This window comes from Lichenicola cladoniae (assembly GCF_013201075.1).
Classification (GTDB): domain Bacteria; phylum Pseudomonadota; class Alphaproteobacteria; order Acetobacterales; family Acetobacteraceae; genus Lichenicola; species Lichenicola cladoniae.
This window is the reverse complement of the sequence record NZ_CP053708.1, coordinates 3,755,417-3,770,193: the sequence shown is the minus strand read 5'-3', so window position 1 is coordinate 3,770,193 and position 14,777 is coordinate 3,755,417. Positions and strand designations below refer to the sequence as shown.

19 protein-coding genes are annotated in these 14,777 nt (G+C 66.3%); 7 read left to right on the top strand and 12 right to left on the bottom strand.

The window, feature by feature from the left end; translation table 11 throughout:
- Positions 1–14 precede the first annotated feature (14 nt).
- The 3 genes from HN018_RS17090 (at position 15) to HN018_RS17080 (ending at position 3,779) form a co-directional block, all read left to right on the top strand.
- Positions 15–353, top strand: coding sequence for a hypothetical protein (locus HN018_RS17090; RefSeq protein WP_204259561.1), 339 nt, complete (start codon positions 15–17; stop codon positions 351–353).
- Positions 346–2,526: a putative bifunctional diguanylate cyclase/phosphodiesterase gene (locus HN018_RS17085; protein WP_171832949.1), complete on the top strand. Its 2,181-nt coding sequence runs from the start codon at positions 346–348 to the stop codon at positions 2,524–2,526. Before HN018_RS17090 ends, HN018_RS17085 begins: the two co-directional genes overlap by 8 nt.
- Before the next feature lie 137 nt (positions 2,527–2,663).
- Positions 2,664–3,779 (top strand): NADH:flavin oxidoreductase/NADH oxidase, encoded by a 1,116-nt coding sequence (locus HN018_RS17080; RefSeq protein WP_171832950.1) that lies wholly within the window; start codon positions 2,664–2,666, stop codon positions 3,777–3,779.
- Positions 3,780–3,800: 21 nt separating this feature from the next.
- Here the strand turns inward: HN018_RS17080 and HN018_RS17075 are convergent, their stop codons facing one another.
- Genes HN018_RS17075 through hisB form a run of 8 tightly spaced genes read right to left on the bottom strand, consistent with a single transcriptional unit; the run spans position 3,801 to position 9,467 of the window.
- Positions 3,801–4,682: an aldose 1-epimerase family protein gene (locus tag HN018_RS17075; RefSeq protein ID WP_171832951.1), complete on the bottom strand. Its 882-nt coding sequence runs from the start codon at positions 4,680–4,682 to the stop codon at positions 3,801–3,803.
- A gap of 23 nt (positions 4,683–4,705) precedes the next feature.
- Entirely contained in the window at positions 4,706–5,101 is a 396-nt protein-coding gene (locus tag HN018_RS17070) for a histidine triad nucleotide-binding protein (RefSeq protein WP_171832952.1), read from the bottom strand.
- 4 nt (positions 5,102–5,105) lie between these two features.
- Positions 5,106–5,624: a phosphoribosyl-ATP diphosphatase gene (locus HN018_RS17065; protein ID WP_239478775.1), complete on the bottom strand. Its 519-nt coding sequence runs from the start codon at positions 5,622–5,624 to the stop codon at positions 5,106–5,108.
- Positions 5,621–6,403: an imidazole glycerol phosphate synthase subunit HisF gene (gene hisF, locus HN018_RS17060; protein WP_171832953.1), complete on the bottom strand. Its 783-nt coding sequence runs from the start codon at positions 6,401–6,403 to the stop codon at positions 5,621–5,623. Before hisF ends, HN018_RS17065 begins: the two co-directional genes overlap by 4 nt.
- Positions 6,403–7,767 carry a 1-(5-phosphoribosyl)-5-[(5-phosphoribosylamino)methylideneamino]imidazole-4-carboxamide isomerase gene (gene hisA, locus HN018_RS17055; protein WP_171832954.1) on the bottom strand — a complete coding sequence of 455 codons (1,365 nt, stop codon included), beginning with the start codon at positions 7,765–7,767 and terminating at the stop codon, positions 6,403–6,405. Before hisA ends, hisF begins: the two co-directional genes overlap by 1 nt.
- Position 7,768: 1 nt before the next feature.
- A complete protein-coding gene (gene hisH / locus HN018_RS17050) occupies positions 7,769–8,440 on the bottom strand; it encodes an imidazole glycerol phosphate synthase subunit HisH (protein WP_239478774.1) in 672 nt (223 codons plus the stop codon).
- Complete coding sequence (locus HN018_RS28715) at positions 8,437–8,829, bottom strand: hypothetical protein (RefSeq protein WP_239478773.1); 393 nt, start codon at positions 8,827–8,829, stop codon at positions 8,437–8,439. The genes hisH and HN018_RS28715 overlap by 4 nt, the downstream gene beginning before the upstream one ends.
- A complete protein-coding gene (gene hisB / locus HN018_RS17045) occupies positions 8,826–9,467 on the bottom strand; it encodes an imidazoleglycerol-phosphate dehydratase HisB (RefSeq protein WP_171832956.1) in 642 nt (213 codons plus the stop codon). Before hisB ends, HN018_RS28715 begins: the two co-directional genes overlap by 4 nt.
- Before the next feature lie 137 nt (positions 9,468–9,604).
- Here hisB and HN018_RS17040 point away from each other — a divergent pair, with 137 nt between their 5' ends.
- From HN018_RS17040 to HN018_RS17025, 4 genes are all read left to right on the top strand, one after another.
- Complete coding sequence (locus HN018_RS17040) at positions 9,605–10,054, top strand: hypothetical protein (RefSeq protein ID WP_239478772.1); 450 nt, start codon at positions 9,605–9,607, stop codon at positions 10,052–10,054.
- A 121-nt stretch (positions 10,055–10,175) separates the two neighbouring features.
- Entirely contained in the window at positions 10,176–10,727 is a 552-nt protein-coding gene (locus tag HN018_RS17035; RefSeq protein ID WP_171832957.1) for a glutathione peroxidase, read from the top strand.
- A 99-nt stretch (positions 10,728–10,826) separates the two neighbouring features.
- On the top strand, positions 10,827–11,375 hold the full coding sequence (locus HN018_RS17030; protein ID WP_171832958.1) for a hypothetical protein: 549 nt from the start codon (positions 10,827–10,829) through the stop codon (positions 11,373–11,375).
- Positions 11,376–11,380: 5 nt separating this feature from the next.
- Positions 11,381–11,959, top strand: coding sequence for a nitroreductase family protein (locus HN018_RS17025; protein WP_171832959.1), 579 nt, complete (start codon positions 11,381–11,383; stop codon positions 11,957–11,959).
- Here HN018_RS17025 and HN018_RS17020 read toward each other — a convergent pair.
- From HN018_RS17020 to HN018_RS17005, 4 genes are all read right to left on the bottom strand, one after another.
- Positions 11,950–12,291, bottom strand: a complete 342-nt coding sequence (locus HN018_RS17020; protein ID WP_171832960.1) for a hypothetical protein — start codon at positions 12,289–12,291, stop codon at positions 11,950–11,952. The genes HN018_RS17025 and HN018_RS17020 overlap by 10 nt on opposite strands.
- 68 nt (positions 12,292–12,359) lie before the next feature.
- Positions 12,360–12,758 (bottom strand): baeRF12 domain-containing protein, encoded by a 399-nt coding sequence (locus HN018_RS17015; RefSeq protein ID WP_171832961.1) that lies wholly within the window; start codon positions 12,756–12,758, stop codon positions 12,360–12,362.
- An 86-nt stretch (positions 12,759–12,844) separates the two neighbouring features.
- Positions 12,845–13,846, bottom strand: coding sequence for a D-2-hydroxyacid dehydrogenase family protein (locus HN018_RS17010; RefSeq protein ID WP_171832962.1), 1,002 nt, complete (start codon positions 13,844–13,846; stop codon positions 12,845–12,847).
- 190 nt (positions 13,847–14,036) lie between these two features.
- Positions 14,037–14,756 carry a FadR/GntR family transcriptional regulator gene (locus tag HN018_RS17005; RefSeq protein ID WP_171832963.1) on the bottom strand — a complete coding sequence of 240 codons (720 nt, stop codon included), beginning with the start codon at positions 14,754–14,756 and terminating at the stop codon, positions 14,037–14,039.
- Positions 14,757–14,777 lie beyond the last annotated feature (21 nt).

Sequence of the window (14,777 nt, the reverse complement as noted above, 5' to 3'; positions counted from 1 at the left end):
TCGAGGCGGAACACATGCTCGAAGCCCTCTCGAACATGACCGTGCAGGCGATGGATGGCCTGTCATTCGGAGTTCTCGGCCTGGATGCCGGGTCCATGGTCGAAAAATACAATCAGTACGAGGAGCGTTGTTCAGGACTGAGCCGCGACCGGGTGGTCGGACGGCATTGTTTCTTCGACGTCGCGCCCTGCATGAACAACTACCTGGTTGCAGAGCGTCTCAATAACGAGACCGAACTCGATGAGATCATCCCGTATGTGCTGACGTTCCGGATGCGGCCGACCCGGGTGCGGCTTCGCATGTTGACCGGGCTTACATCCTCACCGCGCTGGATACTGATCTCGCGTGTCTGAGCGAGCGCAGGAGCCGCTCGAGGATGATTTTCACGAACCTGATCAGGAATCGCTGCTCGAGTTCATGTATCTATGCCCGCATGGCATGGCGCAGTTCGACCGCGACGGTACGATCAGCATGGTCAATCCGGCCTTCTCCTGCCTGACGATGCCGCTGGCGACGCCGGAATGTCCGCTCGATAACCTGGTCCAGCTGCTCGAGCCATTCCTGCCCGACCTGAGGACCCTGCTCGCGAAACCGATCGTCCGCGGCACTGTCTGCGACGGGGTGCGGGTTCATCTTGGCGCGGTGGCACTGGGGCAGGATCCGGCGGTGCTGGCGCTGACCGTCGTGCGCATGGATGCCAACCGGCACCTGGCCGTGCTGTCCGATATCAGCACCCAGGTGGCACAGGAGCGTCGGGTCAAGGAAAACGAGGCCTGGTTCACCGCCCTGCTGCAGGGTGCCGATGATTACGCGATACTCGGGCTCACCCTGTCCGGACAGATCTGCGACTGGAACCTGTCGGGAACGCGGTTGTTCGGGATCGACACGGCCGAAGCGCTCACAAGACACTCGAGCAGCATTGTCGCGTCGGCCGGGTCCAGTGAAGCCGAGTTCAACCAGCGTCTGGTCATCGCCGACCGGGACGGTTGGCATCTCGACGAGGGATGGCGGGTTCGGGCGGATGGAAGTCGCTTCTGGGCGACGTGCATGGTGTCGCCGCTGGACGTGGACAACATCGATCCGCCGCTGATGCGCTACTTGATGGTGGTGCGCGACATCACGCAGCGGCGTCACTCGGCTGAAGAGCTGCGGCGCGCACTGACCACCGACTTTCTGACCGGCGTTCTCAACCGGCGCTCGTTCTTCGATCTTGCCGAGCAGGAGTTGCTCCGCCATGCAAGAGCCGGCACGGAATGCTGTATCGCGATGGTGGACGTCGATCATTTCAAGATGGTCAACGATACCCATGGTCACGTCATCGGAGACGGCGCGCTTCGGGCGGTTGCCCAGGTGCTGCAGATGGAAGCCCGGGACACCGATCTCGTCGGCCGCCTGGGCGGTGAAGAGTTCGCCGTGTTGATGGCTGGCGTTACGTTCGATCAGGCAGAGCATATCATCGAGCGATCACGTGTGGGCGTGGCAAGCCTGCAGATGATGCATGAGGGCACGCCGGTTGGATTGACGATCAGCGCCGGCGTGTCCGACGGAGGCAACGCCGACCTGAAACAGATGCTGGGCAATGCGGATACTGCGCTGTATGACGCGAAGCGAGCCGGTCGAAACAAGGTCTTCAGTCTGGCCGGTCGTTCAGGTCTCCTGGCACGGAGAACGCTGTCCCAGCTTTCAACCGCGGGCAACGATCCACGCATCGAGGTTGTGGACGCCATCGTCCCACTGCCGCCCTTCAGGCCGACGTCATTGCCATACCTGTCGGCACCGTTGACCAATATCGCTGCGCTGAAACCTGATGTCGACCTGTTCCAGTTCAGCATGGCGTTCCAGCCGATCGTCGATCTGGCCGACAATCACATCTATGCCTACGAGGCCCTCGTTCGCGGACCGGAAGGTGAACGCGCGTCTCACGTCCTCTCCCAGGTCACGCACGATAATCTCTATGTCTTCGACCAGGCATGCAGGACCAAGGCCATAGAGATGGCGGCTCGCCTCAAGCTGGATCGAAGACTCAACATCAACCTGCTGCCGAACGCGATCTATGACCCCATCTCGTGCATGCGCGAGACACTGAACGTCGCCGCCCGGACCGGCTTCCAATGCAGCCAGCTGACCTTCGAACTGATAGAGACGGAAACGGTCATAGACACGGCGCATCTCCTCAACGTCATGGGCGAGTACCGCCGGTTGGGCTTCAAAATGGCCTTGGATGATTTCGGAACCGGTTATTCCGGCCTCTCCCGGCTTGCGGATCTGAGGCCCGATATCATCAAGCTCGATCAGGCTGTCGTAAAGGATTGCGACCATAACCAGGCGCGCCTCGCGATCATTGCAGGTCTGATCGCGATGTGCGCCAAAATTGGAACCGAGGTCATACTCGAGGGCGTCGAACGGATCGGTGAAGTCGAGGCCTTGCGATCGGTCGGAGGCAGGTTCATGCAAGGCTTCTACTTCGCGCGCCCGATGTTCGAAGGTCTTTGTGGCGACAGTGCGATCTTCCCGCCGAGGCCCTAGCGCCACTCTCCTTCGCCGGGTTCGCCTCCTGAGCTTCTGGGGGAGGCATGCTTGACGTCTCGGGCGACAGATAGATATCTCGATCGTTCGAGATGGGCATCGTGACTGCTTGTGCGCCACCGGACAGGAGAGATCGCATGAGCCGGTTGTTCGACACGTGGCGCCTGGGTTCGCTCGCGCTTGCCAATCGCATCGTCATCGCGCCGATGTGCCAGTATTCTGCCGAGGATGGGTCCGCCGGCGAATGGCACATGATCCATCTCGGCCACATGGCCCTGTCCGGCGCCGGCCTGCTAACTCTCGAGGCGACGGCGATTTCGCCGGAAGCCCGCATTTCCCCCGCCGATCTCGGCCTCTATTCCGACGCCAACGAGGCGGCCCTCTTGCGTGTATTGACCGCGATCCGGGCGAACTCGAACATGCCCGTCGCGGTCCAGCTCAGCCATGCCGGTCGCAAGGGGTCCAGCCGTGCGCCATGGGACGGTGGCACCCAGATCGCGCCGGACCAGAAGCAGGGCTGGCAGACCGAGGCGCCCTCCGCAGTGCCGCATGCGGATGGCGACGTGCCGCCCACGGCACTCGACCGTGCTGGGCTCGAGCGCATCCGCAACGATTTCGTCTCGGCCGCGCACCGCGCCGCGCGGATCGGCCTGGACGGGATCGAGATCCACGCGGCGCATGGCTACCTGCTGCACCAGTTCCTGTCGCCGCTCGCCAACCATCGTGACGACGAATACGGCGGCAGCCTGGAGAACCGGATGCGGTTCCCGATCGAGATCTTCGAGGCGGTGCGTGCTGCGTTCCCGGCCGGGCGTCCGGTCTGGGTCCGTATCTCGGCTACCGACTGGGTGCCGGGCGGCTGGGATGTCGACGGCACCATCGCGTTGTCGAAGGTGCTGGGCGCGATCGGCTGTGCCGCGATCCACGTCAGCAGCGGCGGTGTCTCGCCGTCGCAGGCAATCCCGCTCGCGCCGAACTACCAGGTGCCGTTTGCCGCCAGGGTGAAGGCGGAAACCGGGCTGCCGACGATCGCGGTCGGGTTGATCACCGAGCCGGAACAGGCAGAGGCGATCATCGCCGGCGACGAAGCCGATGCGGTCTCGCTGGCCCGCGCCATGCTCTACGATCCGCGTTGGCCCTGGCATGCCGCCGCCAAGCTCGGCGCGCATGTCAGTGCGCCGAAACAATATTGGCGGTCGCAGCCGCATGGCTTGTCAGACCTGTTTGAAACAACATCGTTCGGCCAGCGATAAGCCGAACCGACCGGGCCGGGGTTACGCCTCTACGGTCATCCGGTGGATGGCGGCGTGGCTTTCGCCCGGTGGGAGCAGCATCAACCAGGGTTTGCGGATGAACTCGCCGACGAAGTCGGCCGGGCTTGCCATGCCGCACCAGGGTTCGATGCACACGAAGTCCGCGCCGGGTTTCGACCAGATCCCGAGCTGGTCGAAACCCTCCCAGGAGACGGTCAGGGCGGGCCCGTCGGCCGCGGCCAGCCGCACCGATCGGCTGTCGGGGTTCGGCAGGATCAGCGCGTCGGCGGTGAACAACCCGTCGTTCAGCGCGAGACGTCGTCCGGCTATCGGTGAGGCGCGGTCGGTGACGGTCAGCAGGCCGCTCTCGACTCCGTAGAGCGGCGCGGTTTCGTCATGGTCGAAGGTAAGCGCGTAGTCTTCCTTGGCCCGGGTCGGATCGAGCGGCCAGCGGAACGCCGGATGGGCGCCGATCGACGCGGGAAGCACCGCGCTGCCGGTGTTGATGACGGTGTAGGTGATCTCGAGCGTCGCATCCGTCACTGCGTAACGGACCTCGAAACGGAACCGGAACGGATACATTGCCTGGGTTTCGGCATCGTCCTCTAGCCGCAACAGGCATCCGGTTGCGGACCGTTCGATCCAGGTGAACCGCCGGTCGCGTGCGAAGCCGTGCTGAGTCAGCCGGTAGCTCTTGCCGTCATGAACCAGCGTGTCGTCGGCGAGGCGGCCAACGATCGGGAACAGTACCGGCGCGTGCCGTGGCCACGCCGGGGCCGCCGGCCACAGATAATCCAGCCCAGCTCCGTTCTGCAGCCTGCAGAGCTCGGCACCATGCGCCATGACGCTGGCGGCAAGATGCGGCGTCGCGAAATCATGCCGGTCGGGATCGTCCTGGCTCATGATCGGGGCTCCAATGCTTGCGGTCACGCCGGCTGTGCGATCCTGTGGTCGAGCATCGGCCCGAGGCCGGCGCCGCCGAACAGATGGACATGGAAGTGCGGCACTTCCTGTCCGCCATGCACGCCGGTATTCGCCAGCAGCCGATAGCCCGGCTGCTCCAGCCCGAGTTCGCGGGCGACCCTGCCGACTGCCCGGAAGAACCCGGCGATCTCGGCCTCAGACGCCGTCGCCGAGAAGTCGGCGAACGACACGTAGGCGCCCTTCGGGATCACCAGCACATGCGCAGGCGCCTGCGGGGCGATGTCGTGGAAGGCGAGCGCATGCTCGTCCTCGTAGGCGCGCCGGCACGGGATCTCGCCGCGCAGGATGCGGGCGAAGATGTTCTGGTCGTCGTATGGTCCGAGGCCGCTGACCGGCATGATCTCAGCCTCCGCTTCGGTTCGCGATAGGCCCCGGGCGCGCGGCCTTCTCGGCGATGCCGCTGGTGCCTTCTCGGCGCTGCAGTTCGGACCAGACCTCGCCGGGGTTCACCCCCGCATCCACCCACAGCACGATCAGATGATAGAGTACGTCGGCACTCTCGCCGATCAGCTTCGAGCTGTTGCCCATCACCGCCTCGATCAGGCACTCGACCGCTTCCTCGCCGAATTTCTGCGCCACCTTCGCGGTGCCGCGCGACAGCAGCCGGGCGGAATGGCTGATGTTCGGATCGGCATTGCGACGCGACGTCACCACTTCGAACAGCCGGTCCAGCACGTCGGCGGTCGCTCCGGACATGTCGAACGCGGCGGTCTTCGCCAGCTTCTTGCTGACCACACGCCGGCCTTCGACCCTCGGTATCGCACTTTTCTCGACCGCGAGCGCCTTGCCACCGATGGCGGTTTTCTTCCCCGGAACGGTGTTCTTCGGAGCCTTGGCGTCGCGTTTCGGCGGCTTGGTCATCGGTCGAAATCCTGACTGGATACGGGTGGCCGGACCGGCAGGCCGGCATCGCGCAGCGCCTGCTTGACCTGGGCAATGGTGAGCTGCCCGAAATGGAACACGCTGGCGGCCAGCAGACCGGATGCACCGGCCTCGGCGCCTTCGACAAAATGGGTCGGCGTGCCGACGCCGCCCGACGCCACCACCGGCACGGTCACCGCGCCGCACACCGCCCGCAGCAGGTCGAGGTCGAACCCCTGTCCGGTGCCGTCACGGTCCATGCTGGTCAGCAGGATCTCGCCGGCGCCGCGCGCGGCCACCTGGCGGCACCACGCCACCGCATCCAGCCCGGTGCCGGTACGGCCGCCATGGGTGAACACCTCCCAGCCGCCATGTCCGTCCGAGCGTGCATCGACGCCCACCACCACGCACTGGCTGCCGAACTTGAGTGCTGCCTCGGAAACCAGTTCCGGCCTCGAGACCGCGGCCGAGTTCATCGCGCATTTGTCGGCACCGGCCAGCAGAAGCCGGCGCATGTCGCCGGTGGTGCGAATTCCACCTCCGACGGTGAGCGGCAGGAAAATGCGTGCGGCGGTCCGGCTGACCACATCGAGGATGGTGTCGCGCTGCTCGTGGCTGGCGGTGATATCGAGGAAGGTCAGCTCGTCCGCGCCGGCCGCGTCGTAGACAGCGGCCTGTTCGACCGGGTCGCCGGCGTCGCGCAGGGAGACGAAGTTCACCCCCTTCACTACCCGCCCGTCCTTGACGTCCAGGCAGGGGATTACTCGCAGCTTGAGCATCAGGTCAGCGCCGCGAGCGCATCGCGCGGCTCGATCCGGCCGTCATAGAGCGCACGTCCGACGATCACGCCCTCGATCCCGGTGAAATGGGCAGACGCCGCCCGCAGCGCATGCAGATGCTCGATCCGCCCGACCCCGCCGCTCGCCACCACCGGCGTCGAGAGCCGCGCCGAGAGCGCGCAGGTCTGGTCGATATCGAGCCCGGTCAGCATGCCGTCGCGGGCGATCTCGGTGAACACGATCGCCGTGACCCCGGCATCCTGCATGCGGAGCGCCAGTTCGGTCGCCGACAGGTCCGATACTTCCGCCCAGCCCTCGGTCGCCACCCGCCCGTCGCGCGCATCGATGCCGCAGACGATCCGGCCCGGAAATGCGCGGCAGGCCTCGCGAACGAGATCGGGATTTTTCACCGACGCGCTGCCGAGAATGACGCGGGCAATTCCGGCGGACAGCCAGCGCTCGATCGCCGCCATGTCGCGTATGCCGCCGCCGAGCTGCACGGGCACCTCGGCATTGTCGATGATCGCCTCGATCGCCTCCTCGTTGACCGACCGTCCCGCGAACGCGCCGTTCAGGTCGACCACGTGCAGCCAGCGGCAGCCGGCAGCGACCCAGGCCCGCGCCTGCGCGCCCGGATCGTCGGAATAGACGGTGGCGTCGTCCATCTCGCCGCGCCGGAGCCGGACGCAGACCCCGTCCTTGAGGTCGATCGCGGGATAGAGGGTGAGGGATCTCGGGCTGGGCACGGGCTTGTCGGTCTTGTGCGAGGGACGGGGCATGGCGGCCGCGTGCTCCGTCCTGGGCGCAGGCGGGCGGGCACCGTCCTGCAGCCGCTTGGTGAAAAAGAAGCCGCCGACCACCTCGCCGGCGACACGGGCATAATGCGGATGTGTGCCCCAATGCTCGTAGCCGAGGCTCTTGTAGAGCGAGATGGCGGCCTTCTGGCTCTCGCGCACATCGAGGTTCAGCACCTGGTAGCCGAGGCCCCGCGCACAATCTTCGACCGCCTCGGTCATCAGCCGGGCCAGGCCGTGGCCGCGTGCATAGGGGGCGATGTAGCTGTGCATGAGCGTGGCGTTCATCGCCTGCGCCTCGTTATTGCGCGGCGGCCGCAGCAACTGGGTGGCGCCGACGATGGTGCCGTCGAGCCGGCCCACGAACAGCACCCGCTCAGGCACCAGCAGGATGCCTCGGAAATATTGTTCCAGCGTGCGTCGCCCGGGCGACGAGACCCAGCCGAAACCGCCGCCATCCAGGATCGCCGCGTTGGTGGCCTCGCAGAGCGACTGCATGTCGTCGTCGCTGAGGACGCTGACCCGTTCGGCCACCAGATCGGGTCGGGTATCGTGCCCTGTCGTCGTCATGTCAGGGAGCCCAGCGCAGGAAGTTGGCCAGGATGCGCAGCCCGACGCGCTGGCTTTTCTCGACATGGAACTGGGTACCGGCGCGGTTGCCGCGCGCGACCAGGGCCGGAACGTCGCCACCGTACTCGGTGGAGGCGACCAGGTCGGCGGGATCATAGTCGGTCAGGGCATAGGAATGGACGAAATAGCCGTGGTCACCGGGCTCGAGCCCTTCGGTGAGCGGATGGGCGCCCGGTGTGAACACCAGCTCGTTCCAGCCCATTTGCGGCAGGCGCAGGCCCGGTGCATGCATCGGTGCGATCTCTCCCCGGATCCAGCCGAGGCCAGGTGTTTCGCCATGCTCGAGGCCGCGCTCGGCCATCAGCTGCATGCCGACGCAGATGCCGAGGAACGGCGTGCCGGCCCCGGTCGCATCCTCGATCGCCGCGCGCAGACCGTGCACCGCGGACAGGCCGCGCGCGCAGTCGGCGAATGCGCCCTGTCCCGGCAGCACGATCCGGTCGGCGGTGCGGATCCAGTCCGGGTCGGAGGTCACGCTGACCTCGACATCGATGCCGGCACGAGATGCCGCTTCCTCCAGCGCCCGTGAGGCGGAGGCGAGGTTGCCGCTCTGGTAATCGACGACGGCGATGCGGCCGCCGGCCGCCCGTTCGCGGCTGGCCCGGCCGCTCACGAGAGAGCGGCCGGGGCCCGGCCGAGAAGATCGGGCCGCAGGTCGAGGAGGCGGAGCAGGGCGGTATCGCGGTCGGATGCGGCCACGATCGGCCCGGGCGTCATGCCGGCCAGGCCGAATTCCCAGCGGCGCCAGTCGTTGGCGAACAGTGCCACCGCCAGATGCAATCCGGGCAGCAGCACCCAGGCCGCCTCGAGCCGCTGCGACAGCATGCCGATCAGCAGCGTGGCGATACCGGCCAGCATCGCCACCAGCCAGCTTCCCGGCCGCAGCAGCACGAGCCATCCGATCAGCAGGCCCCACCACGAGAACCCCTCGGGCACCAGCATCGGCGGCTGCTCCGGACGGGACGCGTCGGCCGGTCCGAAATGCGTGCTGTAGAGCCTCACAGAACCCCCTTGGTCGAGGGCACCACGCCGGCGGTGCGCGGATCGGCTTCGACCGCCGCCCGCAGCGCACGCGCCACCGCCTTGAAGCAGCCCTCGGCGATATGGTGGTTGTTGGTCCCGGCCTTCTGGGTCACGTGCAGGGCGAGCTGCGCGTTGCCGGCGAACCCGCGGAAGAACTCCTCGAACAGCTCGGTGTCCATCTCGCCGATCTTGTCGCGCGGAAACGTCACGTTCCAGACCAGGAACGACCGGCCGGACATGTCGATCGCCGCCTCGACCAGCGCCTCGTCCATCGGCACCACCGCATGGCCGTAGCGACGGATGCCTGCCTTGTTGCCGATCGCCTGCACCAGTGCCTGGCCCAGCACGATGCCGATATCCTCGGTGGTGTGGTGGAAGTCGGTATGAAGGTCGCCGATCGCCTTGATCTCGAGGTCGAACAGCGCGTGCCCGGCGAGGGCGGTCAACATGTGGTCGAGGAAGCCGATCCCGGTCTCGATCCGCGACCGGCCGGTCCCGTCGAGGGTCAGCGACAGGGTGATGTCGGTCTCGCCGGTGACGCGCTGGATCGTCGCGTGTCGAGCCGTCGCCGGGTGGAGGTCGGGGGCGCGGGGCAGGGAGTTTTCACTGGCATCCATGGACGCTTTCCCTACAGGATCGATTATCGCGAGGCCACTCCCGCATGCCCTTGACGGATGTGGGAACGGCCTGCGTCTCCCGGCGTCATCATGGGCATACCGTGTTCCCGATGTCGCCAATGCATGAAGGCGTTGTGATGATCCAGTCCAGTATCCGAACGCCGATCCGTACGCCCGCCTGCGCGGCCGCACTCCTGCTGCCGCTCCTGCTCGGGGCGTGTGCCACCGAACAGGACCGCGTCGTCGCCAAGACCGACATGCTGGTGGCGGCCGGCTTCATCGCGCGTCCGGCCGATACGCCGGCACGCCAGGCGATGCTGCAGAAGCTGCCGCCGCATCACTTCGTCATGCGCGCCGTGAACGGCAACTACGTGTATCTCTATTCGGACCCGCTGGTCTGCGGCTGCCTCTATGTCGGTTCGGCGCAGGCCTATTCGACGTACAAGCAGCAAAAGTTTCAGCAGAACCTGGCCGATCAGCAGCAGATGACCGCGCAGATGTACAGTGACCCGGGCTGGAATTTCGGTCCCTGGGGCGGCGCCTGGGGGCCAGGTTTCGGTGGTGGGTTCGGTCCCGGCTTCTACTGACGCACCATCACCATCCGGGAGGCGAGAGCACCTCGCTTGCCTCGCGACCGTACACGCGCCAACCTCAGTCGCCGGTGCGGCCGGATCCTCCGATCCGCCGCCCGTCGCAGGAGTTACGTTCATGCCCGACCTCAAGGACATCGCCTTGCGCCGGATCGACGGCAGCAGCGGATCGCTGGCGGATTATGCGGGCCAGGTCGTGCTGGTCGTGAACGTGGCCTCCAAGTGCGGCCTGACGCCGCAATACGAGTCGCTGGAACGGGCGTATACCGCACACAAGGCGGACGGGCTGGTCGTGCTGGGCTTCCCATGCAACCAGTTCCGCGACCAGGAGCCCGGCACCGAGGCCGACATCCAGGAATTCTGCACCACCACCTACGGCGTGGATTTCCCGCTATTCTCCAAGGTCGAGGTCAATGGCCCCGAGCGCCATCCGCTCTACGAGGCGCTGGTCACGGCCGCTCCGACCGCACTCGAGAAGCCGGATGGACAGATGCGCGAGCGCCTCGCCAAGCATGGCGTCGTATCCGAGAACGGCGACATTCTCTGGAACTTCGAAAAATTCCTGATCGGCCGGAACGGCAGTGTTGCCGGCCGCTTCGCTCCCGATGTCAGCGTGGACGAGAAGCCGTTGAGCGAGGCCATCGCGCACGAACTCGGCCGTCCAGGCTAGACGGCGCGCGATCTGCCGGGCGCCGGCCGGTGGATCTTTCTGCTTGCCGGCGTGTTGCGAACGGTTCTCATTGCTAGCGTCTGGTCGAGGTTTAATCGCATGAGCACAAACCGCCCTGTGGGTGACGGCATCGCCAAGCCGTCGCTGCAGGTTGCGTCCATGGCGGACGAGGAGCGGGTCGCGATCCGGCTGCTCCGAAGGATACTGTCTCCGCGTTCCGGATCGTCGACCGACAGCCTCGAGAGCCCGGATCTCGAACAGGCTGCATCACTGATCCGCACCATGATCGGCCATGGAACCAGTGCCACCGACGGCGATGCGGGGCCGGTCAGGCTCGATGTCGCGATGCCGGAGGAACCTGAGCTGACACCCGATGAAGTCGGCCTGCTGCGAGCCCTGGCAGCCGCCCAGCATGCGGAGGAACCGGCGCTCGATCGCCTACTCGCGCGGCTTGTACCGGCCCGCGAGCCGAGGACATCGCTGACCGAGGCGGTCCGGGCGTTGGCCCGTGCACTTGCCGCATCCGGCCGGTTGCTGGCGACCCCGCGCTCGCTGGCCTGGTCGGTGCCCGCCGCGGCCCTGACCGTTGCCCGCCTGCATGGCTACGATCTGGGCCATGTGCCGATCGCTTGGCCATCGAGGGACTGAGACACATGCTCGCTATCGACACGATGTTGAGCCGCGTTTCCCTCTCGGCCCTGCAGGATCCGGCGCCGGACGGTCAGGTGCTCGAGCGCATCCTGGAAACCGGATTGCGTGCGCCCGACCATGGCAGGCTGGCGCCGTGGCGCTACGTGCTGATTCGCGGCGAGGCCCGGACTGCCCTGGCCGATATCGTCGGCCGGGCGCTGCTGGCTCGCGAGCCGGACGCCACACCGCCAATGGTCGAGAAGCAGCGCGGGAAGTTCCTGCGTGCGCCTCTGATCGTGGCGCTTGGCGCGCACCTGCGGCCGGATCACAAGATACCGCAGGCCGAGCAACTCATGACCGTGGCAGCCGGTGCGATGAACCTGCTGAACGCAATCCATGCCGAGGGTTTCGGTGCAATCTGGGTGACCGGCGCCAACGCCTACGATCCCGGCGTCCAGGCGGCACTCGGCTTCGTGCCGCCGGATACGCTCGCCGGGTTCCTGTTCGTCGGAACCCCGCGCGATGTGCCCGCCCTGGTCAGGCGGCCGGCCCTGTCGGATCACGTTACCGAATGGACCGGCCGACTTGTGTCTCAGGGCTGAACCAGGGTCCAGGCGCCGTTGACCTTCTTGAACTGCAGCTGGGCCGTATTGGTGCCCTTCTTGGTCACCGCGGTCACTGCGCAGCCATAGACGCCGTTATCCTTGGCGGTGCAGTCGGCTGCGGTCACGCTGAAGTCGTTGACGTCATACGGACCGCTGAACAGGCCCAGCGTGTTGTTCGACGTCTGCTGGTTGGCAGCCTGCATGCGGGTCTGGATCACCTGCTGGATGTCGGCCTTGGTCGGCGCACCGACCTCGCCGCAGGCCGCAACCAGTAACGGCACGGCCAGCAGAAAACGACCGGATCGCGAGGTGGCGAAAGCTGACGTCATGATGCGCAAATGAAACCCTCCGGATGGGATCGGCAACGGGCCGGTGGCCCGTAACCTTGTTGTACGATTCAGGCGAAGTGCGAGGCCAGATCGTGGTCCGGCGTATTCGTAAGGTCCTTGCTCAGCGACTTGGTGAGCTTCGCCGTCGCTGCCTTGTCGAGTTCCTCGCGAATGTCGTGCAGCACATGCGCGGACGCCGCCAGCACGATCTCGTCGACCTTGCCGGTCCGGACCGCTTCGTTGAGCCGGGCGGCCACCAGCTTGGCGAAGTGCGACTTGGCTTGCGCATGCGGATCGGATTTGGGTGCCTTGAGTTGGCTGGTGCCGCCGCTTGGATCCTCGTCGGTGTCGCCATGCCCGCTATTGTCGAACTGCTGCAGGGTGTGCATGCCGTTGTCGCCGAGCGTCAGGATGCGGGCCTTGCCGCCGTCCGCGACCACGTACCAGGTCGTTCCATTCTTGCTCATCTGTCCCAGTCTCCTCGTTTGAGCGAGCCCAACGTTCGGCGGGTCCAGTCGTTCGCCCGCACCTGCACATGGCCAAACAGACGCCTCTATCCGTGGGTCGCCTGCTCCCGGTTGCCGGCGGCATCCGGATTGAGCACGCGGATCGGCGAGCCGGCGATGAAGGCGAGAGCATTCTCGGCGCTCTGCGGATAGAAGGAGGCCCAGGTCTCGGCGACGCCATAGCCGAGATGCGGCGTCAGCACCGTGTTGGGGGCCGAGCGAAGCGGATGGTCCGCAGGCAGCGGCTCGTGGTCGAACACGTCCAGGGCGGCAGTGATATGGCCGGCCTGCACCGCCTCGATCAGCGCGGCCTCATCCACCAGTGGTCCGCGCGAGGTATTCACCAATATCGCCCCCGGCTTCATGCGGGCGATGTCTTCGGCCCCGATGATGCCGCGGCTGCGCGGCGACAGCACGACATGCAGGCTGATCGCATCCGAGCGCTCGAACAGCTCCTGCTTGGAGACGAGTTCGGCACCTTCCCCGGCAGCCTTCTCGCGCGTGAGGTTGTCGCTCCAGGCCAGCACGTTCATGTCGAGGGCTTCGGCATAGCGGGCCATCCTGGAGCCCTGGCGGCCGAGCCCGACGATCCCGAGCGTCTTGCCGGCCAGGCCGATGCCGGTCGGTATGCCATGCTGGAAGCGCCCCGCCCGGATGTTGGAATCGCCGGTCGGGATGCCCCGGGCCGCTGAGATGAGCAGGCCCAGCGCCAGCTCCGCGGTTGCGTGATCCGCACCGCCATAGCCATCGGTATGGCAGACCAGGACGCCCCGCTCGGTGCAGGCGGCGACATCGAGTGCCGCGTTCACCTTGAGGGTGATCCCGACCATGGCGAGCTTCGGCAACCGGACGATCAGGCTGCGCGGCATCGGCATGCGTTCGCGCATCGACAGCAGGATGTCGAAGTCGGCAAGTGCCGCGACCGCCGCGTCCTCGTCCGCGAAGGCCTCCTGGAAGAAGACGATGTCCGCCTGCGCGGCAACCTCGGACCAGTCGGCGCTCTGCCGCGCGACACCCTGCCAATCGTCCAGAACTGCAACTCGTGTCACGTGCGTCTCCCGCCCATCGTTGTGCCCGCCTTGCGGCAATCATTCGTCATCACGACCAGCGATGCGAACGCGGGATAGTTTCGCCGCACGGCTCGTCGCCTCATCGAGCACCCGCGTCCGTTCGAGCCGGCCGAACACCAGCACCATGCGTTTGGGTGCCGGCAATCCGGCACTGCGCGTACCGGTCCCCCTACCGGTTGGAGCGGGCCTGTGCCGCCTTGATGTGAAGATCCTTCGCTGCGATCGACAACAGATGCCGCATCGCCCGGTCCGCACGCGACGCGTTGCGCAGCCGGATCGACTCCATCACGTCGCGATGCGCGGTGAAGGCGTCGCTCTCGGACGTGGTCATTTCAGCAGAGATGCGGAAGGTGGCCAACAGGATCGAGGAGACCGTACCGGCCCATTGCGCCAGGAACAGGTTGCCGCTCGCCTTCAACACCGCGACATGGAATTCGAGATCCGCCTCGATGCGCGCGTTCAGGTCGGCAGCCTTGTTCATGCGGTCGAACGCGGCCTCGATCCCCGCAAGCTGAGCCGCGTTCGCCCTGGCGGCTGCAAGGGCGGCGGCGCCCGGCTCGATCAGCAGGCGGCACTCGAGCAGGCTGCGCAGCAGCTCGGGGTCCAGCTCCGGCCGGCACCAGGACAGAAGCTCGGGGTCCATCAGGTTCCAGCTGTCGCGCGGCCGTACCCGCGTGCCGGTGCGGGGACGCACCTCCAGCATGCCCTTGGCCGAAAGAACCTTGAGCGCCTCCCGCAACGCCGACCGGCTGACGCCGAGATCGACGCTCAGCTGGATGGTGTTCGGAAACCCGTCGCCCGGCGCGATCTCACCGGAAACAATGCGTCTCGCGAGTTCGGCCACCACCTCCCGATGCACCCGAGGGCGGCTGGCTGATCCGACTTGCATCGATGAATGATCCGACTATTG